The organism is Pseudomonas sp. P1.8, assembly GCF_001269805.1.
Lineage (GTDB): Bacteria > Pseudomonadota > Gammaproteobacteria > Pseudomonadales > Pseudomonadaceae > Aquipseudomonas.
In genome coordinates, this window is the sequence record NZ_LHVM01000018.1 from 16882 (window position 1) to 42094 (window position 25213).

18 protein-coding genes are annotated in these 25213 nt (G+C 59.5%); 5 read left to right on the forward strand and 13 right to left on the reverse strand.

Annotated elements, in window-relative coordinates; genetic code table 11:
• Nucleotides 1–391: 391 nt before the first annotated feature.
• The 6 genes from AD668_RS20000 to AD668_RS20025 all read right to left on the reverse strand — a co-directional run bounded on the left by AD668_RS20000 (nucleotide 392) and on the right by AD668_RS20025 (nucleotide 9759).
• Nucleotides 392–1174, reverse strand: a complete 783-nt coding sequence (locus tag AD668_RS20000; protein ID WP_053161519.1) for an SDR family oxidoreductase — start codon at nucleotides 1172–1174, stop codon at nucleotides 392–394.
• Entirely contained in the window at nucleotides 1171–2871 is a 1701-nt protein-coding gene (locus AD668_RS20005; RefSeq protein WP_053161520.1) for an FAD-binding protein, read from the reverse strand. Before AD668_RS20005 ends, AD668_RS20000 begins: the two co-directional genes overlap by 4 nt.
• A 2-nt stretch (nucleotides 2872–2873) precedes the next feature.
• Entirely contained in the window at nucleotides 2874–4589 is a 1716-nt protein-coding gene (locus AD668_RS20010) for an FAD-dependent oxidoreductase (protein WP_053161521.1), read from the reverse strand.
• A 307-nt stretch (nucleotides 4590–4896) separates the two neighbouring features.
• Nucleotides 4897–6465: an amidase gene (locus AD668_RS20015; protein WP_053161522.1), complete on the reverse strand. Its 1569-nt coding sequence runs from the start codon at nucleotides 6463–6465 to the stop codon at nucleotides 4897–4899.
• Nucleotides 6466–6626: 161 nt separating this feature from the next.
• Nucleotides 6627–8279: a methyl-accepting chemotaxis protein gene (locus AD668_RS20020; RefSeq protein ID WP_053161523.1), complete on the reverse strand. Its 1653-nt coding sequence runs from the start codon at nucleotides 8277–8279 to the stop codon at nucleotides 6627–6629.
• 55 nt (nucleotides 8280–8334) lie between these two features.
• Entirely contained in the window at nucleotides 8335–9759 is a 1425-nt protein-coding gene (locus tag AD668_RS20025) for a coniferyl aldehyde dehydrogenase (RefSeq protein WP_053161524.1), read from the reverse strand.
• Nucleotides 9760–9955: 196 nt separating this feature from the next.
• On the opposite strand from AD668_RS20025, the gene AD668_RS20030 reads away from it, so the two are divergent.
• The 5 genes from AD668_RS20030 to AD668_RS20050 all read left to right on the forward strand — a co-directional run bounded on the left by AD668_RS20030 (nucleotide 9956) and on the right by AD668_RS20050 (nucleotide 15190).
• A complete protein-coding gene (locus tag AD668_RS20030) occupies nucleotides 9956–10939 on the forward strand; it encodes a flavin reductase family protein (RefSeq protein ID WP_053161525.1) in 984 nt (327 codons plus the stop codon).
• 17 nt (nucleotides 10940–10956) lie between these two features.
• On the forward strand, nucleotides 10957–12264 hold the full coding sequence (locus AD668_RS20035) for an MFS transporter (protein ID WP_053161656.1): 1308 nt from the start codon (nucleotides 10957–10959) through the stop codon (nucleotides 12262–12264).
• Nucleotides 12265–12267: 3 nt separating this feature from the next.
• Entirely contained in the window at nucleotides 12268–12903 is a 636-nt protein-coding gene (locus AD668_RS20040) for a TetR/AcrR family transcriptional regulator (protein ID WP_053161526.1), read from the forward strand.
• 112 nt (nucleotides 12904–13015) lie between these two features.
• Nucleotides 13016–14146 carry a nitrilase-related carbon-nitrogen hydrolase gene (locus AD668_RS20045; protein ID WP_053161527.1) on the forward strand — a complete coding sequence of 377 codons (1131 nt, stop codon included), beginning with the start codon at nucleotides 13016–13018 and terminating at the stop codon, nucleotides 14144–14146.
• A gap of 3 nt (nucleotides 14147–14149) precedes the next feature.
• A complete protein-coding gene (locus AD668_RS20050) occupies nucleotides 14150–15190 on the forward strand; it encodes an AraC family transcriptional regulator (protein WP_053161528.1) in 1041 nt (346 codons plus the stop codon).
• Nucleotides 15191–15531: 341 nt separating this feature from the next.
• Here AD668_RS20050 and AD668_RS20055 read toward each other — a convergent pair whose 3' ends face one another.
• From AD668_RS20055 to tig, 7 genes are all read right to left on the reverse strand, one after another.
• Nucleotides 15532–16392 (reverse strand): DUF2242 domain-containing protein, encoded by an 861-nt coding sequence (locus AD668_RS20055; RefSeq protein ID WP_053161529.1) that lies wholly within the window; start codon nucleotides 16390–16392, stop codon nucleotides 15532–15534.
• A gap of 202 nt (nucleotides 16393–16594) precedes the next feature.
• Nucleotides 16595–18466, reverse strand: a complete 1872-nt coding sequence (locus AD668_RS20060) for a SurA N-terminal domain-containing protein (protein WP_053161530.1) — start codon at nucleotides 18464–18466, stop codon at nucleotides 16595–16597.
• A gap of 233 nt (nucleotides 18467–18699) precedes the next feature.
• Nucleotides 18700–18972 carry an HU family DNA-binding protein gene (locus AD668_RS20065; RefSeq protein WP_002552737.1) on the reverse strand — a complete coding sequence of 91 codons (273 nt, stop codon included), beginning with the start codon at nucleotides 18970–18972 and terminating at the stop codon, nucleotides 18700–18702.
• A gap of 148 nt (nucleotides 18973–19120) precedes the next feature.
• Entirely contained in the window at nucleotides 19121–21517 is a 2397-nt protein-coding gene (gene lon / locus AD668_RS20070) for an endopeptidase La (protein WP_053161531.1), read from the reverse strand.
• 251 nt (nucleotides 21518–21768) lie between these two features.
• Nucleotides 21769–23052, reverse strand: a complete 1284-nt coding sequence (clpX, locus tag AD668_RS20075; protein ID WP_007982210.1) for an ATP-dependent Clp protease ATP-binding subunit ClpX — start codon at nucleotides 23050–23052, stop codon at nucleotides 21769–21771.
• Between the two features lie 111 nt (nucleotides 23053–23163).
• A complete protein-coding gene (gene clpP, locus AD668_RS20080) occupies nucleotides 23164–23799 on the reverse strand; it encodes an ATP-dependent Clp endopeptidase proteolytic subunit ClpP (RefSeq protein ID WP_053161532.1) in 636 nt (211 codons plus the stop codon).
• Between the two features lie 93 nt (nucleotides 23800–23892).
• Nucleotides 23893–25203, reverse strand: coding sequence for a trigger factor (gene tig / locus AD668_RS20085; RefSeq protein ID WP_053161533.1), 1311 nt, complete (start codon nucleotides 25201–25203; stop codon nucleotides 23893–23895).
• Nucleotides 25204–25213 lie beyond the last annotated feature (10 nt).

The following is a 25213-nucleotide window of genomic DNA, read 5'->3' on the forward strand; positions in this document are numbered from 1 at the left end:
CTTTTGATCTTGCTTGGCTTTTGATCTTGATCCACCCGCCCCGTTTCCAGAGGCCGAACGCAGGCGTTGCGTAGTGGGCATCCCGAGCCTAAGCGAGGGGCCGAATGGTGGGGCAAGACTTTTTGGTTACTTTTGAGGCGTTGTCAAAAGTGACTCGCCGTAAGGGCGAAACCATAAGCCGCCGTTACCGCAGCGATGGATATGTACACCATCAAAAAACAAGTCGCCCAACACAAAGCCATCGCGAGCAGGCTCCCTCCTACAGGGGATCGGGGACACCCGCAAAATCAGTGTCGACCGGAAAGCCGCCTTCGCGGGGCAAGCCCGCACACAGGATCGTGTACATCCGCAATATTCTGGTTGGCTGTCAGGCCGCCATCGCGAGCAAGGGTTAGATACTCATCACCATCTGCCCACTGTCAATGCGCAACTCCACCCCATTGATCGCACGAGCCTCGTCACTGGCCAGGAACAACACGCTGGCCGCCACATCTTCGGGACGACACATGCGATTCATCGGGTCGCTGTCGATGGTCAGGCGATTCGGATCGACTCCCTCGGGAAAGCCGCCGCGGGTCATGTCGGTGAGTACGCCATCCGGGTGCAGGGTATTGCAGCGAATACGGTATTTGCGCCGTCGACAAAGCACCGCCACCGAACGCGACAACGCCGCCACCGCGCCCTTGGAGGCACTGTAGGCCAGGTAATCGTCACGCCCGGCCAGGGCCGCGATGGACGACAGGTTGATGATCGAACCACCCGTATCCTTCATCAGCGCGATGCCTTCGCGACAGCCTAGAAACACGCTGTCGGCATTCACCCGCATGACCTTCTGCCACTGTTCCAGACTGGTCTCTTCAATCGAGCCGCAGATCAGGATGCCGGCGTTGTTGACCAGGATATCCAGGCGACCATAGTGCTCGCGAACATGGTCGATGACCTGGCGCCACTGCGCTTCGCTGCTGACGTCGTGGTGAATGAAGGCTGCAGCCGGTCCGATTTGCGCCGCAAGCGCCTGGCCCGCCTCGACGTCCAGGTCGCTGATCAGCACTTGGGCGCCTTCGGCCGCCAGCAGCCTGACGCTGGCAGCACCGATCCCCTTGGCGCCGCCGGTGACCAGCGCAACCTTGCCGTGAACCCGGCCGTTCTTGTTGGTGAGATTGAGGGTCATCATGTCATCTCGTGTGCGTGGGTCGATTGACGATGCAGGTCTTGCGAGTGGGCGACAGCGGCACCGGCACGCCGACCGGAAAACACGCAGTCGGCCAGGGACAGGCCGCTGATGTACAGGTGCGAAGGTATTCCCAAGGCACTGCGCCCGGCCGCGTACAGGCCATCGATCGCCTGGCCTTGTTCGTCCAGCACCGCGCCGCTGCGTTCATCCACGCGCAAGCCGCCCAGGGTCAGGGCACCCAGGGGGAATACCGGATTGGTCACCGAAATATCGCAGGCGTAAAAAGGCCCTTGCTCCAGCACCTGGCGCCCACCCTCGGACTTGCCGAAAGGCTCTGGCGCCTCGCCACGGGCGGCGGCGTTGGCGGCCAGCACCGAGGCACGCAGCACGGCGGGGTCCATGGATGTCGCGTCGGCCAGTTCGCTCAGGCTCTTGCCCTTGCGCACCTTGAACAACATCAGCGCCAGAGCGGGAAAACTCTGGAACCACCAGTAGCCGCCAAACAGCGCCTCGCGAATGGATTTTTTGCGCAACGGCCCATCCAGTACCAGCCAGGCTTTGCCGCCCTGCTCTTCCATCAAGGGTTGACCGAGGGTGGCACCGTAGACTTCTTCATTGCAGAAGCGCCGTCCTTCGCGATTGACCACGATGCCCTTGTGCCAACTGTACGGCGGGTTGATGAAACGCCACGCCGATACCCGCTCCAGCCCCGAACCCTGACCGCCGACACTGGCGCCCAGGCGCAAGCCGCTGCCATCGCAGCCGGTGGCGCCGACCTTGAAGTTGCGACGAAACTTCGGCGCGTGTTGTTCGAGCAACTGGCGATTGAAGATGAATCCGCCGGTGCTCAGGATCACTCCGTTGCGCGCCCTCACGCGTCGTGGCCGGGCGAAATCCTGCTCGAGCTGGCAGACTTTCTTGCGCAGTTTGTTGCAATATCCAGGCGCGAAATTCTGCAATCGTTCGGCGCGGGCAGCGAGTCGCGCATGCATCTGCGCCTCCTTGGTACCGGCGGGAATACACCAAAACTCGGCACCGAGCACCCGTCCCAGGGGATCGATCACCAGTCGACGCGCCGCCGCCTGCAGCAGCGTCCTCGCTCCGGCCTTCAGGCACGCAGCCTTGAGGTGAGCGAAAAGCACCGCGCCGCCCTGCCCCTTGCCCACCGTACGATGCCCGCGTGGTGCAGGAGGCAAGGGACCGCCGTGATCAGGTACCAGCTCGTTGCCCGAGTAATAGAGGAAATAGCCGTCAGGCGGGTACGAGGTCTTTCCCCCTCCCGGCGGCATCTGGTGGGCGTAGGGGGCGCCGTGACTTTCCAGCCACTGCAGGTTGCTCACGCTGTCGTCACAAAAACGCCGCAATGTGTCGTCACTGACCACGCCTTGGGTTTCGTGCTTGAGGTAATCGAACATGGCTTGGGGACTGTCGTTGAAACCCGCCGCCTGCTGATGGCGAGTGCCGCCACCGGCGTAGACCACCCCGCCACTCTTGGCGCTGGCACCACCGCCGGTGAAGCGGTCGGCGATCAGCACATCGGCGCCCTGGGCGCGAGCTTCCAGTGCGGAACAGGCTCCGGCCGCCCCCCAGCCAACGACCAGCACATCGCATTGTTCATCCCAGGTCAGGCTGTTGCTATCGGCCACCTGCAACGGCGGCAGTACTTCAGTGCTGGGGATGTTATCGGACATGGACATGATCACTCCTTGCGCTGGCTGGCCAAATGGTTGGCGGCGACATAGCCGAAGGTCATCGCCGGTCCCAGAGTGCCTCCCGCTCCCGGATAGCTGGTGCCCATCACCGATGCCGAGCAGTTGCCGATGGCATACAAGCCGGCGATGGTCGTGCCATCATCGCGCACCACCTGCGCATGCTCGTTGGTCAGCAGGCCGCCCTTGGTGCCGATGTCCCCGGCATCCAGACGCATGGCGTAATACGGGCCTTTGCGCAGCGGCGCCAGGCAAGGGTTGGGCTTGACGTTGCAGTCGCCGTAATAACGATCGAAGACGTTACCGCCACGGGCGAAGTCCAGGTCTACGCCAGAGTCCGCGTAGCCGTTGACCTTGCTGACGGTGGCTTCCAGGCCGGCACTGTCGACGCCAATCTGCCGGGCCAGACCGGCCAGGGTGTCCGCCTTCCAGTACAGCGTGTTGAGCCACTCCTTGCGCAGGCGGCTGTCGGGCATGATCTGGCCGGGCATCAACGGACCCATGGCGTAGTTGAAACGGAAATGCGCGTCGAAAATCACCCAGGCCGGCACTGTTTTTCCGCCGGTTTTCTGGTTGTCCTGATGCATGGCATCGACGAACTCCAGGTACGGCGCCGCTTCGTTGACAAAGCGCTTGCCCTCACCGTTGACCACGATGGCGCCAGGGAATGCACGCTCGGCGAAAATCCCCCGAGGCTTTTCTTCTCCTGGTACGGCAATGGTCGGCGCCCACCAGGCCCAATCCATCAATGCGGTGGCCGCGCCCTGAGCCATGCCGGCTTCCAGCGCTGCGCCGGTGTTGTTGCCCGGTGGTGTCGCGCTCCAGGACCTGCGGCTTGGCTTGGGCAGGTACTGGTCGCGCAGGACCTGATTTTGTTCGAAGCCGCCCGAGGCCAGTATCACCCCGTGGCGCGCATGCAGTTGCCGCTCGGCTCCGTCACGCTGCACGGTGATGCCGGTGACCCGTCCGTTGTCGGTGATCAGGCCGGAAAAATCGGTGTTGAGCCAAAGCGGCACGTTGCGGTCCATCAGCGAGCGACGCAACGAGGCTACCAGCGAACTACCCAGGGACGCGCGACGATCAATCTTGCTTTTGCGTCGCCACTTGAAGTCCAGCTTGTAGCGCAACATCAGTTTCATGATCAGCAGACGCCAGCCGAAACTGCGAGCCATCACCTTGTGCGCATCACGCGCTGTCCAGGCGATGCACCCCATCAGCAGCGTCGAAGGCGATGGTTTGCGCAGGTTTGTCAGTTCGTCACCCAACAGGCTGGTGTCGAAAAATTCAGGGTCCAGGGTTCTCCCACCGGCAAGCGCTCCCGGCAGATGCGGATAGTAATCAGGGTATTTGGCCGCTACTGCATAACGCACCCGGCTGTTGCGGGTGAGCTGCTCGATCATCTTCGGCGCGTTGTCCAGGTAGGCACGCAAGCGCACTTCATCGACATGTTCGCCCGCTGCCGCCTTCAGGTAGGTCAGCGCCGTGGCGTAGCTGTCGTTGCCGCTCATGCGAGCGAAGTAGTGGTTGTTGGGGATCCAGATACCGCCCCCGGAGATCGCCGAGGTGCCGCCGTACTGGTCGCTTTTTTCCACGACCAACACGCTTAATCCCTGGTCGGCGAGGAACACTGCCGAAGTCATCGCACCTGCGCCCGAACCGACGACAATCACGTCGTAGTGGGTCTGAGACTGAACTTGAGCCGTCATTGTTGTTATGCCATTAGCTGAGGTCAGAAAGAAACCGCCGACCACGCAGGGTGCGCTGGCGGAGTGCAGCCCATGATCGGGGCTGCGGGGGGATGGGCTCATCGTCAAAGTGGACTAGGGGGTGCCCAGCTGGCTTACCAGCGATACGGCCGGCACATCCAACATCTCACTCGCCTGACACACCGCCTTCGCCGGCAAGCCGGCTCCTACAGGGGATCACTGTCAGGCGCAAATCCCGGCAACGCCCAATAAACCTGCAGGAGCTGGCTCGCCGGCAAGCCGGCTCCTACAGGGTGATGGGGGCGGGTTAAAGAGTGGCACGTCTGGCAGCCCACGGGTGGGCCTGTTCCAGTTGGCTGGCCAGACGCAATAGCACATCTTCGCCACCCAGACGGGCAGTAAACATCATGCCCACCGGCAGGCCGTCATCGCTCTGGCCCAGGGGTAGTGAGATGGCCGGCTGGCCGCTGACATTGGCGATCACGGTGAAACCGGCGCTGCCCATGGCCTGATGGGCGTAGCTGTCCCAAGGCTGGTCTAGCGACAACAGACCCAGCTTCGGGGTCAGGCTGCCAGTGACTGGCGACAGGATCACGTCGTAGCGTTCGAAGTGCTGTTCCATCGTCGCGCCAATACTCTCGAACGCTTGCCGCGCTCGGTACAGGTCTTCGCCGCTGGTCGCCTTCGAGCGCTCGAGGTTGACCAAGGTGATCTTCTCCAGATCCTGAGCCGTGGCAGCCCGTCCGAGTACCTGCTCGCGATCATGAATCTGCACACGCAATGCCGTGCCGAGCGCAGTGCCATGGGCACCGAACAACTGGCGTGGATCGATGTTCAGCGTCAATTCGTCGAGTTGATGCCCAAGGGCCGACAGTTGCTTGATGGTCTGCTCCAGAGCGGCGGCAATCGCCGGTTCCAGAGGGGCACCGGTCAGCGATTGACGCACCACGGCTACGCGCAGCTTGCCGGGATCACGCTGCAACTCTTCCACATAAGGCCGAATCAACGGTGCGCACCAATAAGCACTGCCCGCCTCATGACCTTGACCGGCATCAAGGAACAACGCCGTATCGCGCACCGTGCGCGACACCACGTTGGCAGCGCTGGCACCAAACGAGCCTTCGAAATGCAGTGGCCCGCTGGGGGTGCGATAGCGGCTGGGCTTGAGCCCGACGACGCCGCAATATGAGGCAGGGATGCGGATCGATCCGCCGCCATCGGTGGCATGCGCCACAGGAACGATCCCTGCCGCCACTGCGGCTGCCGAGCCACCGGAAGAACCGCCCGCGCTCATGGCCAGGTTCCACGGATTATGGGTCTGGCCCCAGGCCAGGGATTCGGTGGTGGTGGTCAAGCCGAACTCGGGGGACGTGGTCTTGCCGAACGGCACTGCACCGGCTTGCTCGTAGCGGGCGATCAGGGTACTGGTGCGGGCGGCGGGCGGTGAGTCCTTGAACATCCGGCTACCGTTGCTGGTGATCGTTCCTTGTAGCGTGGTGTTCAGGTCCTTGAACAGCAATGGCACACCCGCCAGGATGCCCTGGTTGGAGGTACCGGCAGCGCGTCGCTGGGCGAGCAATGTGCGAGCGTAGGTTTCATGCAATATGTTCACTGCATTGACCTTGGCGTTGACCTCGTTGTAACGGGCGAGCGCGGCTGTCAGCAGGTCCTCGGCGCTCAGTTCGCCGCTGCGTATCGCCTGGCTCATGGCCCAGGCATCCATGGCCTGGTAGTCACTGGCCGAAAGCCCTTGTGCGCGCGCATCGGCAAATCGCCCCAGGAGGCCGACGCCGACCGCTACGGCACCGGCCTTGAGCACGCTGCGGCGCGGCCAGCCAGTGGTGGAGTTGAGTGGTGCGTTTTCAAGGTTGTCCATTGTTGTGATCGCGCCCTGGTTGTGAGTGACTGAATGATTGAGTTCTTGCTCCTTGCGAGAGCGAGTCTGCTGGCGAAAACGGTGGGTCAATGGGTTGACCCTATCGCGAACAGGCTCACTCCCACAGGGGTTACGGTATTCAAATGGAACAAGGCCGCTGTTCAAGCGACATTAAAACGTGCCGACAACTGATCCAGTGCCCGCGCCAGTTGTTCCAGGTCCGCGGCGGCCGCCGCACTGCGCCCGGCGTTGGCCGACAGCGCACCGGTGCCGCTGGAGACACTCTCGACCCGAACAACCATTTCCCGGGTAACCCTGACCTGCTCGGTGATTACCGTGGCGATGGTGTCCACACTGCGGATCACATCATCAGTGCCACTGCGAATTTGCGCCACCGAATCACCGGCCTCATGGGCCAGACTGACGCCGTCGCGTACCCGGCTGACGACCCGACCGATGCCGTCGACCACCGCCAACGTACCCACTTGAATACGTTGCACAGTCAGGTCGATTTCGCCAATCGAACTGGCGGTGCGTTGGGCCAGCAGACGCACTTCGTCGGCGACCACGGCAAACCCGCGACCCGCCTCACCCGCCCGAGCAGCCTCGATGGCGGCATTCAGCGCCAGGAGGTTGGTTTGCTCGGCAATGCTGCGAATCACATTGAGCACCTGGCTGATTTCTGCGGAGAACCCTTCGAGCTCACGAATGTGCACAGCCGTGTCGCTGATCACGTCACTGATGCGGTTCATCTCTTGGGCCATGTCGCGGATAAAGCCTTCACTCTTGCCCGAGCGCCCCGCCGAATGCTGGGTGATGTCACGTGACACATCGACATGGTTTTCCACTTCACTGATCGACCCCGACAAATCTTCCACCGCACGGGAAATTCCGCGCACCGCGTCCGCCTGTTGCCGGGTGGCCGTGGAGGCCAGCTCTGCCGACTCGGCCATGTGTGCCGCTTCGCGACTGACCCGTTGTACCAGCTCGCGCATTTGAGAGATCAGCCCGTGCAGGCTGTCACGCATCAGCGCAATGTCGCGCAGCATCCGTGCGAACTCATCGCTGCCCCTGATATCGATCGGTTGCAACAGATCGCCACTGGCGATTGCACGCACACTGGCACCCGCCTGGGCAAAGGCGCGCTTGAGTCGACGTAACGTGGAAAACGCAGTAAGGCTCCCCGCCAACCCGCCCACCAGCGCCAGTGCCAGGTACGCCAGTAACGTCGAACGATAGCGGTGCTGCGCCGACTCGTAGGCCTGCGCTGCGCTGATTTTCTGCAGTGCCTGCAACCTGCTCAGTTCAGCCACGGCGGCATTGCCCTGAGGCTCGGCCATGCGCAGAAAGGACAAAATGCCCGGCAGGCGAAAATCACCGGCACGAAAGGATTCCAGAAGGATGCCCAACTCATCCTGCCACGCCTGATAATGCTGGTCGAACGCATCCGCCGCCTGCTGCTCTTCACCGCTCAATGAGCGCTGGCGATAGCTTGCCCAGATCTCGGCCAGTGCCCGGTTATTGCTTTCGATGGCACTCAGGGTAGCTTCCACCGGTCGGTCGAACGCCGCTACCAGCGGGCCCTCAGGGTCTTGCTGGATCGCCAGCAAAACCTGGCGCCGACTTTCACCGAGGCGATGTTCGATCTCACCGAACATCAACAATGTCGCCAGGTTGTCCTCGTTGATCGCGCGCAGACTGTCGCGCGCCTGTTGCAATCCATAGGCGCCCAACAGCACCGCCAGGACAAACAGCAACGTGGCCAACAGCGCCCAGAGCCACAGGCGCTGGGCGATAGTAATTGCCTTGAACATTTTCAATGGCCTGTCTCAAGCAGCGGACAGGGGCGAAGGCACCCCTGCGCTGGAATCAGTCGGAGGTGACCCCGGCCAGCATGGCCGCCAGATAGTGTTCGCCGTAAGGCGGCAGCAGGCCCCATTCACGGCGTGGGTCGTGGACTGATGCCTTGAACACCGTGCGCATGTGACTGAATTCGAGGAAGCCTTCGCGGCCGTGATAATGCCCCATGCCTGAAGCACCGACGCCACCGAATGGCGCATCGTGCAGCGCGGGGTGCATCATCACATCGTTAAGGGTGACCCCGCCGGACAGGGTGTGCTCGAGCACGTAACGTTGCTCTTGAGCATCCTCGCCGAAGTAGTACAACGCCAGCGGACGTGGCCTGCCGTTGATGTCGGCGATGACCTGATCGAGTTCGTCATAGCTGAGCACGACCATCGCCGGGCCGAAGATTTCCTCGTGCATGATCAGGCTGTCCGGGGCCGGATCGATCACCACTCGCAGCGGACGACGACGGTCTTGGGCATCTACGGCCAGGGGTTCGGGAAGGCACTCGATGCGCGTGCCGCGGGATTCGGCGTCCTGCACCAAACCTTCGACCCGCTCCAGATGACGCTGGTTGACCACCGCCACCACATCCGGGTTGCCGGCCACTGTCGGGTTGAGATCGCGATAGGCACTGCGCAGCGCATCGAGAAACGATTCCAGCTGAGCCTTGGGTACGTAGACCAGATCCGGATTGATACAAACCTGCCCACCATTGCAAATCTTGCCCGCCGCGAGGTTGAAGGCTGTTTTGTTCAGGTCGGCAGTGTGCGAAATGATCACCGGCGACTTGCCGCCGAGTTCCAGGGTCACCGGCACCAGGTTTTTTGCGGCATTGCCCATCACTAGCCGACCAATCGCCGTGCTGCCGGTGAACACCAGGTGATCGAAGGGTTGACTGCTGAAGGCTTCGCCCAGATCCGGCCCGCCGTTGACCACCGCCACAACCTGCGGATCAAGGTGTTCGGCACACAGACGCGCGACCAATTCAGCGGTGCGCGGCACCACTTCGGAAGGCTTGAGGATGGCCCGGTTACCGGCCGCCAGGGCCGAAGCCAACGGGCTGAACAAGGTATACAGCGGGGCGTTCCAGGTCCCGAGAATGCCCACCGTGCCTTTTGGCTGGTGCATGACCCAAGCCCGTGCGCCGAGCTGGTCATAGGGGGAAAACATCTCGCGCGGCTCGTCCTGCATCCATTCCTGTAGATGGTCACGGGCATGCTTGAGCGAAGCCAGGGTGCCCAGTACGTCATTCATCAGAGAGAAACCGACAGGCCGCCCGCCAAAGTCCTGGTCGATCGCCGCAGTCAATGCTTCGTGGTTCTGGACCAACAGGTCGATCACTTGCTGCAGGCGCTGGCGGCGGGTGTCGGCGCTGACACTGCCGGCGCTGGCAAAGGCGCTTTTCTGTTGCGCCAGCAGGTTGGAAAGGTCTTTGGCTGAACTCATTGTTATCCCCTTGCAGGTTGGCTCGATGGCCGCTGAGCGCCCGATGCGCCTGACGCCACCCTAGCCTCGCCGCCCGCTGCACCGCCTCGTCCAATCGGACGAGGCCCTGCATTAGCGTTAGTCCGTTGAGACGATGTTCAGGGCCTGCAAACGCCCAATACTGGCCATACGAAAATTCCACTCCATGAGGCCAGTCATGGCAATCCAAAACATCAGCTTCGATCCCCAGGCATTTCGTGCCGCGCTCGGCACGTTCACCACCGGGGTCACGATCATCACCACCCAAACCGAAGACGGCTCGCCCGTGGGCATCACCGCCAATAGCTTCAACTCGGTTTCACTCAACCCGCCGCTGGTGCTCTGGAGCCTGTCCAAGCAAGCGCGCAGCCTGCCGGTGTTCAGCAACGGCAAGCATTGGAACGTGCACGTACTGTCCACGGAGCAAGAGACCCTGTCGGGACGTTTCGCCACCCAGGGCGAGGACAAGTTCGCCGAGATCGAACTGGATCATGGCGTCAGCGAGGCACCGCTGCTGCAGGATTGCACGGCACGCTTCCAGTGCCGCACGGCCTTCCAGTACGAAGGCGGCGACCACGTGATCTTTGTCGGCGAGGTACTCGCCTTCGATCACAGCGACCGGGCGCCACTGGCGTTCCAGAGTGGCCAATACGCCCTGGCCACGCGCAAGCCACGCAGCGAGTTGCGCCTGGCGACCACACCGCCACCACCGGAATGCAGCTACACCGAGGACTTGCTCGGTTACCTGTTGGGACGCGCGCATTACCAGGTACTCAACGCCTTGCGCCACTTGCTGAACAGTCAGCAGTTGGACGAACAGACATTTTTTGTTCTGTCGATTTTGTGTATCCGCGACAACCTGACCCTCGAGGAAATCAACACCTTCGTAAATTACACCGGCCGCGAAGTCACGCTGGCGAGCATGCGTTTTCTCGAACGCCAGCGTCTTGTCGCATTCGAGGGACCGGCAGATTCGCTGCGGTTTGTCCTCACAGCCCAGGGTCGCGAAGTTTCACTGCACCAACTGGCGCTGGCCAAGGCCGTGGAAGAAGACCTCTCGGTCAAGCTCGGCGCCGCCGACGCCCAGGCCTTGAAGGTCTTGCTCAAGCGCCTGATTGTCGTCAGTGACCCGGGCTTGCCTGATCTGTGGGCACCGCGGTGACCGCCCGCGCAGGTTTATTGTCACCGGTCAGCGTCGGCTGGGGCAGCCATGGTTTGTTAATGCTGCTGGCCATGGTGTTTGCCGACAACTTCGTCGGGCGACAAATACTCGCGGTCATGGTCGAACCGATCAAAGCCGAATTCGCGGTCGGCGACACCGCCATCGGCCTGATCTCGGGCCTGGCGTTCGCCGCAGTCTATGCGTTGATGGGCCTGCCGGCGGGACGACTGGTGGACCGCATGCCGCGTATTCGTCTGCTGGCAATGTCTTGCCTGTTGTGGGCGGTGGCGACCATGGCTTGCGGGTTGGCCGGCAGCTTTCTGGCACTGGCCATTGCGCGAATGCTGGTGGCCGTCAGCGAATCGCCGACGACGTCGGCCTCGCTGTCGTTGATCGCTGACCTGTATCCACCCCAACGCCGCTCATTTGCCATCAGTTGTTTTACCGCGGCACCGACCTTTTCTTCGATCATCGGTTTGAGTATCGGCGCCTGGGTGGTGGAACACTATGGCTGGCGTACTGCGTTCGTTGCCCTTGGCGTGCCGGCCCTGGTGTTCAGCGCCATCCTGGCGTTCGCCGTGCGTGACCCGCAGCGCGGCCGCTGGGACCTCACGCCACAGCCCCACACGCAACCCGCGCTGCTCGGCATGTACGCCGAAGCACGCAAACTCTGGGCTCTTCCGGCCTACCGATGCCTGATCCTCGCCGGTGGCCTGACCACGCTCAGCGCCTACGCCATTGGCATGTGGAACACCAGTTTTCTGGTGCGCTCCCACGGCTTGTCACTGCAACACGCCGGACTGCTTGCGGGGGTAATCTGCGGTATTTCGGCCGGGATCGGAGGCCTGTTCAGTGGCTGGTTGAGCGACCGGCTGTGCCGCCGCCATCCACACTGGCAAATTTCGATTCCGGTGCTGGGCCACCTGGCAGCAATCAGCGCGCTGATCCCCTACCTGCTCTGGTCCGATTCCCTGCTGGTGCGCCTGGGCGATGTACCGATTCCACGCGCCATGCTCTGGTGCGCGCTCTATTCGTTTTTTTCCGTCTGGTGGGTCGCCCCGTCCTACAACCTCGTCACCCAATTGGTACCAGCCGGTCGACGCGGGACCGCCATGGCGTTGCAAACCATCGTCAGCACGCTGCTCGGGGTCGGTGTCGGGCCACTGATAACCGGCTTGTTCAGCGATATGTTGCTACCCGTGTTCGGCCGTGAGTCTCTGCGCTATGCACTGCTGTTGGTCAATTTGCCGGTGGTTTGCGCGGTGCTGTTGCTGATCCGCACTGCCCACCATGCGTCCAGAACGGATTATCGCCACTCGGAATAACTCATGCTGATCAAATCGCAACACAGCGCCCGCGATCGAGTGCTTGACGCGGCCATTGAGCTCTTTGCCACACAGGGTTTCCAGTCGATCGGCTTGCGCGACCTGGCGAGTTACGTGGGGCTGCACGCCGGATCGCTGTACCATCACATCGAAAGCAAACAATCCTTGTTGTTCGAACTGATTGAGTCCGCCTTGTCGGACTTGTTGCTGGACACTACGCGTCGAATGAAAGGAGCACGAAGCCCCCAAAAGCGTCTGCTGCTGTTTATTCAGGCCTTCGCTGCCTTCAGCTGCAACGAAAAACACAGGTTGACGCTGATTACCCGGGAGTTCTTCAATCTCAATCAAGAACAAAAGCAGCAGATCCTCCAGCTCAAAGACAGATACTCGTCTGCTCTTTGCACCATCATTCGCGATGTAGGCGGCGCAGAAGGCAAACATTCGGCAGCCCCCTGCCCGACCACGAATGCGCTCATTGTCCTTCTGTTCGGCCAGTCACAATGGTACGGCACTGAAACAACCGAAGTGCGACTGACAGAAACACTCACAGCGCTTGCTTCCAGCATTATTGCCAGCAGCAGGAAGACTGAAGTCACTACAATGCTGCATGCTGGCCTTCCCTGCTCCAGAGCAAGGTAAAAACCCTCAAACGTGGGAGAATCCTATCCATACCCCATGGTTTTGCCGTAGGCTCGATACTGATCCGAAGGCAAAACATGAAATCTCGCACACGGCTGTCAATTGTTTCCCAATGCGCAAACTTCTGTACCTGACATTCTCCATGGCGTTGCTCGCCACTGTGACGACCTACGCCATGTGGGCCGCGGATCGACCGGTGGGCCACTACCTCTCGGACCTGCGGATCAGTCTCGCCGTCGATCAAGGCACACCCTCTGATCGCGGCAATCTGCTGGGCATCCAGCCCGAGCTGTTTCCCACTGACTATCAAAGCCCCGAGCGTCTGCGCCGTAAACTCGCAGCCTACTTGCACGCTGCCCGGGACCAGGGCTTGTTGAACGCCAAGACCATCGTGGTGCTGCCGGAACATGTCGGCACCTGGCTGATGGTCAGCGGGGAGAAGGATGAGTTGTACCAGGCCTCTTCCCTGAAAGAGGCCATGAACTGGCTGGCGGTGAGTAATCCGCTGAAATTCGTTCGCGCCTTGATCACGGCGGACGGCGGCAATCGTCTGGATGACGCCCACTTGCGCATGAAAGCCAAGGGCATGGCCAGAGATTACCAGGCACTGTTCGGCGGACTGGCCAAAGAATTCCACGTGACCCTGGTGGCGGGCTCCATCGTGCTGCCCGAACCCGGCATTATCGACGGCACGCTGAAAATCGGGCGCGGAGCACTGTACAACAGCAGCGTGGTGTTTGACCCCGAGGGTGTGCCAATCGGTCAGCCCCAGCGCCAATTGCGGCCGTTTTTTACCGAAAACGCTACTGACCGTACCCATGACGAGCGCGCACCGAATGTCTTCGATACCCCGGCCGGTCGTCTGGGCATACTGATCGGGCGCGACAGCTGGTATGCAAAAAACTACCGCAAGCTCGACGATCAGAGTGTGCAACTGGTTGCCGTACCGGCGTTTGTCGCGGGCCGTGGCGCCTGGGATCGGCCGTGGCGAAATGAGCGCGGCGACCCCTCATCCGGGTCAATCAGCCCCATACCCGGTGATCTGAGCGAAGGGCAAGCCTGGCATCGCCTCACCCTCACCACCCAGGCACCGCAAAGTCAGGCCATTGCCGGCGTGAGTGTGTTTCTGCGCGGTCAGTTCTGGGATCAGGGCAGCGCCGGGCAAAGCTTTCTCAGTAGCAATGGGCAACAGTTCGCCGACGGCAACGCCCATGGTGCACGCTTGCTGAACCTCTGGTTGTAATCCATGAAACCGCAGCCGATGCGTCTTGGCGATCTTACCGTAGGCTTTGTTCACAGCCTGGCCGATGCTGTACGTAGCCATGGCGTGGACCCACAGCCGCTGCTTGAACAATATGGCCTGGATACGGCGCGCCTGAGCGAAGCGGGAGCGCGCCTGTCGATCCCGCGCTACATGCGCTTGGGACACGCAGCCATTCAATTGACCCACAACCCGGCACTGGGCTTGCTCATGGGTCAGCTCAGCCGCTTGAGCCAGCTAGGCCTTGCCGGGGTCACCGCCGCCCAGGCGCCTACGGTCCGAGAGGCGGCGCGATGCCTGATTCGATTCGAGGCCTTGTACGGTTCCAATTATCGCGGCCAATCCAGCTTTCACGAAGACGCTCGGGGCGCCTGGCTGCGTTTCTATTCCATCAGCCCCTATAACGCCTACAACCGTTTTGTGGTGGACTCGATCATTGCCGGCTGGTTGCAGCATTTATCCAGCATCAGCCCTGCCCCGCTAAGCGCCGAACGCATCGAAATAGAGTTCGATGAACCTGATTACCGCGCCGCCTATGAGACCTTGGGAGAGAGTCCGATCCAGTTTGGCGGCGAGCACAATCAACTGCGGCTGAGCCTGGCAAGCCTCGCCCAGCGCAATCCCGAACACTGCCCAAGTACCTGGCGGCATCTGTTGCTATTGTGCGAACGGGAACTGGAACAACTGACGCGCACCCGCAGCCTGCGTGAACGGATCATCGCGCTGCTCGGGCCTTTGCTCAGTGGCGGCCGGGAACCCGACCTGGAAGAAGTGGCGGCACGCCTGAAGCTGCCCACCTGGACCTTGCGCCGCAAACTGGCCGAGGAAGGCACGCAGTTTCGTGCGATTCTCAACGACACCCGTCGCGATCTGGCCATGACGTACATACGCGACACCGAACTGGCGTTCGGAGAAATCGCCTACCTGCTGGGCTTTGCGTCAGCCGAAGCGTTTCAACGTGCATTCAAACGCTGGAACGGCCAGACGCCCGGCGAGTTTCGCCGCAGTCATCGCCAATCCGCCTGACGCTTACAGCTCAGTCGCGTCTTCCGCTGGCTCCAGCGGGTCCAATTCAAACGCCTGATACTCGAGCAGCTCTTCTTGATAATCGTCCATTCCTGAATCCCCCACCGCGTATTGAAAACGTCTGAATAAATGACCAGCCCCTCAAGCATAAAGTGCCCGCGTGAAAGAAAAATGACGCGGACACGACACTCTGTTGCTACTGAATAAAACGTAGCAGCTGGTTCGGAATTTATCATTGGTTTTTTCGTAGCAAGCCTCAGAACAGTGGCCTGGTTTGATGCGGATCAATCTTTGAGGCTATCACCGGATCAGTCGTCTGAACCGATCCGGCGACTTCTTACTCATTGACCAGAGGCAGGTATCGCCGGGATGGGTTCACTCGGCGGCGGCAAATCAGTCGGATTCGAAGGTGGCGTGATGGTTTCGGTGGAGGGTGCAGGTTCGACGCTTTCGATCGGCGTTATCGGCGCCGCTTCCACAGGCGGGGCAAATGGTTCGGAAGCCGCAGGCGTCGCTTCGAGGGGCGCGGGTGCGACCGGAGCCGGCTCTGCAACAGGTTCCGTTGCCGGTGTGGGGGCCGGTGCGGGTGCCAGCGGTGCCGGGGTTGCCTTGGCCTCAGGCATGCCCAAGGGATCGGTTTTCGGTTTTTCGGTGATGTGCGCGGCCTTCTTCGCTTCCGGCGGCAGGAACAACTCGACCAACGCGAAGAAACGCTCGTAGAACTTGGCAGAGGATACGGTTTCGCTGGCGACCTTGACCATCGAGTCGTCCGACGAACCGATTGGCATCGACACCGAACCCAGCACACCCACGCCCAGGCTCGCGGAGTTGTTGGTCTTCTTCAGCGCATAACGATCCTGCAAGGCGTTGGCGAACATGGTGGCGTGATGCCCTTTGCTGCCGTCATCCGTGCAGACCACACTGAAGCTGATCTCCATGTGATTCTCGCCGGTCTGCTGGAAACTCTTGTGCCCACTGATCACCTTCGGATCGTTGCTGGTGATGATGTAACCCTGACTGAGCAAAGCGCGACGGGCGGCTTCGCAGCTCTGCACATCGGTCACCGGATAGTTGCGGGAAAACGTTCCGGAATCGTCAAAGTTCTCATGCTCATAGATGGCGGCCTTGTCCGAGGAACAACCGGCCACTGCGGCCAGCATCGCCACCAGCCCGGCAACACGCATCGGAAATGATTTAAACATTGAACATCCTGAGGAAAACGGTTCGGGGCGTATTGTGCAACAGATCGATGCTTAGCGGAGCATCGATTGTGTCTTAAAGAAGTTACAGGTGGGTTGACCGCATTTTCAAGGAAAAGTCCCCCGGGTAAATGACACACGACCAAACAAAAGACCCCGGCCATTGGGCCGGGGTCTTTTGTGCAACGTAAAACTCAGTCAGGCATCAGAACCGCTTGATGTCCGCCTCGCTCTCGAGTTGCTTGCGATAGGCCGCGAAGTCTTGCTGGCCGATGCGAGAAGCGAGGTAGCGACGATACTGCGCCTTCTCTTCCTCGGTCGGCGTTGCCGCTTCGTTCACGCCGTTGAGGCGAACGATCATCAAACTACCGTCGGCCAGCGTTACGCTGGTGAAGGTCGGCTTGTCCTTGGCGGCAGGCTTCGGCATACGGAACAGCGCTTGCAACACAGCAGGGTCAACCCCTTCCTGAGCGCGGGTCGCCGCTTCCGTGACTTTCCAGTTCTGGCCGTCGATCGCCTGGTTCAGCGGCGTCTTGCCATCACGCAGGCTGGCAATCAGCTCATCAGCCTTGGTCTTGGCAGCAGCACTCGCGTGCTCCTTGGTCAACTGGGTCCGGATGGCGCCAGCAACGTTTTCCAGCGGCAGTTGCGAAGGCTTCAAGTGCTCCTTGGCACGCAGCACGATCACGGTTTCCGGATCGAGCTCGATAGCGGTGCTGTTGGCGCCCTCATCCAGTACTTCCTGGCTGAAAGCTGCGGTGATCACAGCACGGTTGGCCGCAATGCCTTCGCCGCCTTCACGACCGAACGGCGCGGAAGTGTGCACGGTCAGCTTCAGGTCCTGTGCAGGCTGAGCCAGGTCTGACGCTTCAAAGGAGGCGTCTTCCAGCTGCTTGCTCGCCTCAACGAAACGCTGCTCGACCTGCTGGGTTTTCAGCGCTCGTGTCAGCTTGTCTTTCAGGCTGGCAAACGTAGGCACTTCAGGCGCTTCTACGCCCAACAGCTTGATCAGGTGGAAACCATAGTCGGTGCGAACCGGCCCGGACACCTGATCCTTGGTCAGCGAGTACAAGGCTTTTTCAAAGGCCGGATCGTAGACGCCAGGACCGGCATAACCCAGGTCACCGCCATTGTTGGCAGAACCGGGATCCTGGGAGAATTCCTTGGCCAGCGCCTCGAACTTCTCACCCTTGGCCAGTCGCGCCTGGATATCTTCGATCTTGGCCTTGGCTTGTGCCTCGGTCGTCTTGTCGTTCACTTCGATCAGGATGTGCGCAGCCTGACGTTGTTCGGACAGGTTTGCGATTTCTTTCTGATAAGCCGCTTGAAGGTCTTCGTCGCTGACGCTGACCTGATCAAAGAAGGATGCCTTCTTCAATTCGAGGTAATCGATGACAACCTGGTCCTGCGTCATGAATTCCTTGGCGTGCTCGTCGTAGTACGCCTTGACCTCATCGTCGGTCAGCTTCACAGCCGCCGGGTCAGCCTTGATGTTCAGGGAGGCGAAGTCGCGAGTCTGTTTTTCCAGACGGGCGAAAGCCAGCACCTGTGCATCGGTCACGAAACCGCTGCCGGCCAGGCCTGCACGCAGCTGGCCGATCAGCATTTCCTGAGCCAGCATCTGGCGGAATTGCATGCGACTGTAGCCAAGTTGACGAATCACCTGGTCGAAACGCTCGGGGCTGAACTTGCCATCCACCTGAAACTCAGGGGTTTGCAGGATGACCTGATCCAGAGCCGCTTCGGAAAAAGCGAATTTCGAGTTTTCTGCGCCTTGCAGCAGCAGTTTGCGATCGATCAGGCCCTTGAGGGCCGATTCGCGCAGCATTTTTTCATCCAGCAAGGAAGCGTCGAAATCCTTGCCCAGCTGTTGCATGAGCTGACGGCGTTGCATATCGACCGCCTGGCTCAGCTCGTTCTGGCTGATTTCTTCACCATTGACCTTCGCCGCGTCATTCTTGCTCGTCGTGGCCTGAAAAATGGCATCGAAACCGGTCAAAGCCATCAAAGCAACGATGACCCCGATAATGGTCTTGGCAATCCAGCCTTGTGAATTGTCCCTGATATTCTGCAGCATGCGTCCCCCAGAAACGGTTGAACTTCAAAATTAGGCAACCGTGGAGCGTGGGTAGAATCCGGATAGAAGAAAGGCGCATCCGAGGATGCGCCTTCTCGTAACTGGCGGAGCGGATCGAGGGCTTGAACTCATGACCCTCGGCATCTATAACCGGCGACTTGCCGTGTGGACTGCCGCTCCGCTGCCAAGTCAGGCATGACCCCGACCCGGATGGGTAAAAACCTGAATCGAACTTAGTTGACAGCTTCTTTCAGTGCTTTACCGGCTTTGAAACCTGGTTTTTTGGCGGCTGCAATTTCCAGTGTCTTACCGGTCTGTGGGTTACGACCGATGCGAGCTGGACGATCAGTCACGGAGAAAGTACCGAAACCAACCAGAACAACAGAGTCGCCAGCCTTGAGAGCGCCAGTGACGGATTCGATTACCGCATCCAGCGCACGGCCGGCAGCAGCTTTCGGGATATCAGCGGATGCAGCGATAGCATCAATCAGTTCCGACTTGTTCACTCTAAGTCCCCTTATATCTATTTGAGTATGATTCTAAGTTTTTTGGTGAAAGCATAAACGAGTGCTGAATGGCCTACAGACACTTATGAGCCGCTTTATAACAAGGGCTCTAAAAAACTGTCAAGGAAGCCCCCCAGGCAAATACGTACTAATGCGTGCTAATTCTTTCCTTAGAATCTGCGTCGCGTTTCTCATCCTTTGCGACTATCTCCGGAGCCACGTCCGGCAAGGGCTCCGGCGCGTATTGCAACGCAATTTGCAGGACCTCGTCAATCCATTTAACCGGTTTAATCTGTAGATCCTGCTTGATATTGTCCGGAATCTCTTTGAGATCACGCACGTTCTCTTCAGGAATGATCACAGTCTTGATTCCGCCACGGTGAGCGGCCAGCAGTTTTTCCTTCAAACCGCCAATCGCCAGTACCTGACCACGCAGGGTGATTTCACCTGTCATGGCGACATCGGCGCGAACCGGAATGCCGGTCAATGCCGACACCAGGGCCGTGCACATGCCCACACCGGCACTAGGGCCGTCCTTCGGGGTCGCCCCTTCCGGCATGTGGATATGGGTGTCGCGCTTCTCGTGGAAGTCCAGGGGGATCCCCAGGCTCTTCGCCCGGCTGCGCACAACGGTCAAGGCGGCAGTGATCGACTCGACCATCACGTCACCCAGGGAACCGGTCTTGATCAACTGGCCCTTGCCGGGAACGACTGCGGCTTCGATGGTCAGCAGTTCGCCACCCACTTGCGTCCATGCCAGGCCGGTCACTTGACCGATCTGATCCTGTTGCTCAGCCAGCCCGTAGCGGAATTTACGCACGCCCAGGAAGTGTTCCAGCATGTCGGCCGTGACCTTCACCGAGAAGCGTTTTTCCAGCGCGTGCTCTTTGACGGTTTTGCGGCAAACCTTGGCAATCTGACGCTCCAGCCCCCGTACACCGGCTTCACGGGTGTAGTAGCGGATGATGTCGCGGATCGCGTCGGCGTCGAATTCCAACTCGCCTTTCTTCAAGCCGTTGGCAGTGATCTGCTTGGGCGAAAGGTATTTGACGGCGATGTTGATCTTCTCGTCTTCGGTGTAACCGGGCAGACGAATCACTTCCATCCGGTCCAGCAGCGCCGGCGGAATATTCATGGAGTTCGAGGTGCAAAGGAACATCACATCGGACAGGTCGTAATCGACTTCCAGATAGTGATCGTTGAAGTTGTGGTTCTGCTCCGGATCAAGCACTTCCAGCAACGCCGACGCCGGATCGCCACGCATGTCGCTGCCCATCTTGTCGATTTCATCGAGCAGGAACAGCGGGTTGCGGACGCCCACCTTTGTCATCTTTTGAATCAATCTTCCTGGCATCGAACCGATGTAAGTACGGCGATGACCACGGATTTCAGCTTCATCACGCACACCGCCGAGGGCCATGCGCACGAATTTGCGGTTGGTGGCGTGGGCAATCGATTCCGCCAGAGAGGTTTTACCCACCCCCGGAGGACCGACCAGGCACAACACCGGACCACGAATCTTCTTCACACGTTTTTGCACGGCGAGGTATTCGAGGATGCGTTCTTTGACCTCTTCCAGACCATAGTGGTCGGCGTCGAGGATGTCCTCTGCGCGCGCCAGATCCAGACGTACTTTGCTCTGAGCCTTCCACGGCACCTGAACCAGCCAGTCGATGTACGAGCGCACCACAGTGGCTTCTGCAGACATTGGCGACATTTGCTTGAGCTTGTTCAGCTCGGCCGTTGCCTTGGCCAGTGCGTCTTTGGGCAGGCCGGCGGCATCGATACGCTTTTTCAGCTCTTCGACTTCGTTGTGGCCTTCCTCGCTGTCGCCGAGTTCTTTCTGAATAGCCTTCATCTGCTCGTTCAGGTAGTACTCGCGCTGACTGCGCTCCATTTGCTTTTTGACGCGACCGCGAATGCGTTTTTCGACTTGTAGCAGGTCGATCTCGGCATCCAGCAACGCCAGAACGTGCTCGACACGGGCCGACAGGTCGATAATTTCGAGGATTTCCTGCTTCTGCTCGATTTTCAGGGCCATGTGAGCGGCCATCGTGTCCACCAGGCGGCCTGGTTCGTCGATGCTGTTGAGCGACGACAGGACTTCAGCCGGGACTTTCTTGCCCAGTTGCACATATTGTTCGAATTGAGACAGCAGGCTGCGAACGAACACTTCCGACTCGCGTTCAGGCGCGTCTACTTCGTCGATCAGGGAGACTTCGGCACGGCAGTGGCCATCCACTTCGATGAAACGCTCTACCGCGCCACGCTGCTCACCCTCGACCAGAACCTTGACCGTACCGTCAGGCAGCTTCAGCAGCTGCAGAACGGTGGCAATTGTACCGACGCGATAAAGGGCGTCTTCACCGGGATCATCATCAGCCGGGTTTCTCTGGGCCAGCAGAAGAATCTGCTTGTCGCCCGTCATCGCAGCCTCGAGGGCTTCGATGGATTTCTCGCGCCCCACGAACAGCGGGATAACCATGTGCGGATAAACCACGACATCACGCAATGGCAGGAGAGGCAATTCGATGGTTGTCTTCATGATTTCGCCTCTACGGCGGCCATAAGGCCGTAAACAGATGGAAGTAAGCTTGAAACCAAGATGGGGGCTGCTTTGGAAAAAAACAAGCTGATAAAAATACCAGTTAAAAGATTGCTGCTTGCGATGGCCGGGACACGGCCAAAAATGGGGTGGCCTTCATCGCCAAGGTGACGCTTGCGAGCAGCACCGGTGCAGCACCCACAATAGCAAAGGGGCCCGAAGGCCCCTTCTTTATTTCAGCTGCGTGACGCTTAAGCGTCTGGCGCGGCCTTGGCAGTCGGCTCACTGTTTTCGTAGATATACAGTGGCTTGGATTTGCCTTCAATCACGCTTTCATCGATCACTACTTTACTCACCTCGGACTGCGAGGGGATCTCGTACATAGTGTCGAGCAATACGCCTTCGAGGATCGAACGCAGGCCACGGGCACCGGTTTTACGTTCCAGGGCACGCTTGGCGACCGATTTGAGGGCGTCGGAACGGAATTCCAGATCAACGCCTTCCATCTCGAACAGCTTGGCATACTGCTTGGTCAGGGCATTCTTCGGCTCGGTGAGAATCTGCATCAGCGCAGCCTCGTCAAGCTCGTCCAGCGTTGCAAGAACTGGCAGACGACCAACGAATTCCGGGATCAGACCGAACTTGACCAGATCGTCAGGCTCGACTTCACGCAGGGATTCACCGACTTTCTTGCCTTCTTCCTTGCTGCGCACTTCTGCGTTGAAACCGATGCCGCCCTTGGTGGAACGGTTTTGAATAACCTTTTCCAGACCGGAGAACGCACCACCGCAGATGAACAGGATGTTACGGGTGTCGACCTGCAGGAATTCCTGCTGCGGATGCTTGCGACCACCTTGAGGCGGAACGGAAGCGACCGTGCCTTCGATCAACTTGAGCAAGGCCTGCTGCACGCCTTCACCGGAAACGTCCCGGGTGATCGACGGGTTGTCGGACTTGCGGGAAATCTTGTCGATTTCGTCGATGTAGACAATACCCATCTGGGCTTTCTCTACGTCGTAATCGCACTTCTGCAGCAGTTTCTGAATGATGTTCTCGACATCTTCACCCACGTAACCCGCCTCGGTGAGGGTGGTTGCGTCGGCAATGGTGAACGGAACGTTCAGCAAGCGTGCCAGGGTTTCGGCAAGCAGGGTCTTACCCGAGCCTGTCGGGCCGATCAGCAAGATGTTGCTTTTGCCGAGTTCGACGTCGTCATTCTTTTTGTCACGCTGGTTCAGACGCTTGTAGTGGTTGTACACCGCTACGGCCAGAACCTTTTTCGCACGCTCCTGACCAATCACGTATTGATCAAGGATGCCGCTGATTTCTTTGGGCGAAGGCAATTTATGCGCGCTGCTTTCGGCCTGGGCTTCCTGCACCTCCTCACGGATGATGTCATTGCACAGGTCGACGCACTCGTCGCAGATAAAGACCGAGGGGCCGGCAATCAATTTGCGCACTTCATGCTGGCTTTTGCCACAGAAGGAGCAATAGAGCAGCTTGCCGTTGTCCTCGCCGTTGCGGGTGTCAGTCATTCGTTCGATCCAAATCCGATAGGCTTGCAACACAAGATGAAGGCTATTGCGGGCTTTTTCAAGCCCGCTGGTGATCGGACCCGCCGACCAACCCTATTTTGAGCTGCTTAGTTAAGCAGGGCGCTGGTTGATCACTTCATCGATCAAGCCGTATTCCTTCGCAGCTTCTGCACTCATGAAGTTGTCGCGGTTGGTATCGCGCTCGATTTCCTCAAGCGTACGGCCGCTATGCTTGGCCATCAGCGTGTTGAGACGCTCACGAATAAAGAGGATTTCCTTGGCATGGATTTCGATATCCGACGCCTGGCCCTGGAAACCGCCCAGTGGCTGGTGAATCATCACACGCGAGTTCGGCAGGCAGTAACGCTTGCCAGGAGCACCGGCCGTCAGCAGGAACGCGCCCATGCTGCACGCCTGACCGATACAGGTGGTCGACACGTTAGGCTTGATGAACTGCATGGTGTCGTAGATCGACATGCCCGCCGTCACCGAACCGCCCGGGGAGTTGATATAGAGATGGATGTCCTTGTCCGGGTTTTCCGCTTCAAGGAACAGCAGTTGCGCACAGATCAGGTTGGCCATGTAGTCCTCTACCGGACCAACCAGAAAGATCACCCGCTCCTTGAGGAGGCGCGAGTAGATGTCGTAGGCACGCTCGCCACGAGCGGACTGCTCGACAACCATCGGGACCAGGCCGCCTGCGGCCTGGATATCAGAGTTCTGCTGAATATACGAATTTCGGAACATGCTCTGCAGTCACTCCCAAATAGTTATGTCTTGAATACGCATAAGCCAGCACGAAGGCTGGCTTATGGTGATTGCTTCTTACCGCAAAAGTGATCAGTCGGCTTTTGGTGCTTCTACCGGCTTGACCGCTTCTTCGTAAGAGACCGACTTGTCGGTCACGCTAGCTTTCTGCAGAACAGTATCCACAACTTGCTCTTCCAGCACAACCGAACGAACTTCGTTCAGCTGCTGGTCGTTCTTGTAGTACCAGGACACAACTTGCTCAGGCTCCTGGTAGGCCGAAGCCATTTCCTGAATCATTTCGCGAACGCGGGCTTCGTCAGGCTTGAGGTCGAATTGCTTGACCACTTCAGCCACGATCAGACCCAGCACTACACGGCGCTTGGCTTGTTCTTCGAACAGCTCGGCCGGCAGCTGGTCAGGCTTGATGTTGCCGCCGAACTGCTGAACGGCCTGCACGCGCAGACGGTCAACTTCGTTGGACAGCAGCGCCTTAGGCACTTCGATCGGGTTGGTGGCCAGCAGACCATCCATTACCTGATTCTTGACCTTGGATTTGATCGCCTGACGCAGTTCACGCTCCATGTTCTTGCGAACTTCGGTGCGGAAGCCTTCCAGACCGGTTTCCTTGATGCCGAATTGAGCGAAGAATTCTTCGGTCAGCTCAGGCAGCTTTGGCTCGGAAACGGTGTTCACGGTCACGGTGAACTCGGCAGTTTTGCCAGCCAGGTCGAGGTTCTGGTAGTCCTCTGGGAAAGTCAGGTTCAGAACGCGTTCTTCACCGGCTTTGGCACCCACCAGGCCTTCTTCAAAACCAGGAATCATACGGCCGGAACCCAGCACCAGCTGAGTGCCCTTGGCGGAACCGCCAGCGAACACTTCACCGTCGACCTTGCCAACGAAATCGATGTTCAGCTGGTCTTCGTTCTGGGCAGCGCGATCGGCCACTTCGAAACGGGTGTTCTGCTTGCGCAGGATGTCCAGCATCTTGTCCAGATCGGCATCAGTCACGTCGGCGCTCAGGCGCTCTACGGTGATACCGTCGAAACCGGCAACGGTGAACTCAGGGAACACTTCGAATACGGCTACGTATTCCAGGTCCTTGCCAGCTTCCAGGGATTTTGGCTCGATCGACGGCGAACCAGCCGGGTTCAGCTTCTGCTCAACCACCGCTTCGTAGAAGGAGGACTGGATCACGTCGCCTACAGCTTCCTGGCGAGCATCAGCACCGAAACGGCGCTTGATTTCGCTCATTGGCACTTTGCCTGGACGGAAGCCAGCAATCTTGGCCTTTTGGGCAGTCTGCTGCAGACGCTTGTTGACCTGAGTCTCGATGCGCTCAGCCGGCACGGTGACGCTCATGCGGCGCTCAAGAGCAGTAGTATTTTCAACAGAAACTTGCATGGATATTCCT

Bases quoted from the DNA above. Each gene is read 5' to 3' on its own strand.
- AD668_RS20005 (WP_053161520.1), bottom strand. From the start codon at position 2,871: ATGTCCATGTCCGATAACATCCCCAGCACTGAAGTACTGCCGCCGTTG.
- AD668_RS20025 (WP_053161524.1), bottom strand. From the start codon at position 9,759: ATGAGTTCAGCCAAAGACCTTTCCAACCTGCTGGCGCAACAGAAAAGC.
- clpX (WP_007982210.1), bottom strand. From the start codon at position 23,052: ATGACTGACACCCGCAACGGCGAGGACAACGGCAAGCTGCTCTATTGC.
- AD668_RS20040 (WP_053161526.1), top strand. From the start codon at position 12,268: ATGCTGATCAAATCGCAACACAGCGCCCGCGATCGAGTGCTTGACGCG.
- lon (WP_053161531.1), bottom strand. From the start codon at position 21,517: ATGAAGACAACCATCGAATTGCCTCTCCTGCCATTGCGTGATGTCGTG.
- AD668_RS20000 (WP_053161519.1), bottom strand. From the start codon at position 1,174: ATGATGACCCTCAATCTCACCAACAAGAACGGCCGGGTTCACGGCAAG.
- AD668_RS20020 (WP_053161523.1), bottom strand. From the start codon at position 8,279: ATGTTCAAGGCAATTACTATCGCCCAGCGCCTGTGGCTCTGGGCGCTG.
- AD668_RS20045 (WP_053161527.1), top strand. From the start codon at position 13,016: ATGCGCAAACTTCTGTACCTGACATTCTCCATGGCGTTGCTCGCCACT.
- AD668_RS20030 (WP_053161525.1), top strand. From the start codon at position 9,956: ATGGCAATCCAAAACATCAGCTTCGATCCCCAGGCATTTCGTGCCGCG.
- AD668_RS20055 (WP_053161529.1), bottom strand. From the start codon at position 16,392: ATGTTTAAATCATTTCCGATGCGTGTTGCCGGGCTGGTGGCGATGCTG.
- tig (WP_053161533.1), bottom strand. From the start codon at position 25,203: ATGCAAGTTTCTGTTGAAAATACTACTGCTCTTGAGCGCCGCATGAGC.
- AD668_RS20050 (WP_053161528.1), top strand. From the start codon at position 14,150: ATGAAACCGCAGCCGATGCGTCTTGGCGATCTTACCGTAGGCTTTGTT.
- AD668_RS20010 (WP_053161521.1), bottom strand. From the start codon at position 4,589: ATGACGGCTCAAGTTCAGTCTCAGACCCACTACGACGTGATTGTCGTC.
- AD668_RS20060 (WP_053161530.1), bottom strand. From the start codon at position 18,466: ATGCTGCAGAATATCAGGGACAATTCACAAGGCTGGATTGCCAAGACC.
- AD668_RS20015 (WP_053161522.1), bottom strand. From the start codon at position 6,465: ATGGACAACCTTGAAAACGCACCACTCAACTCCACCACTGGCTGGCCG.
- clpP (WP_053161532.1), bottom strand. From the start codon at position 23,799: ATGTTCCGAAATTCGTATATTCAGCAGAACTCTGATATCCAGGCCGCA.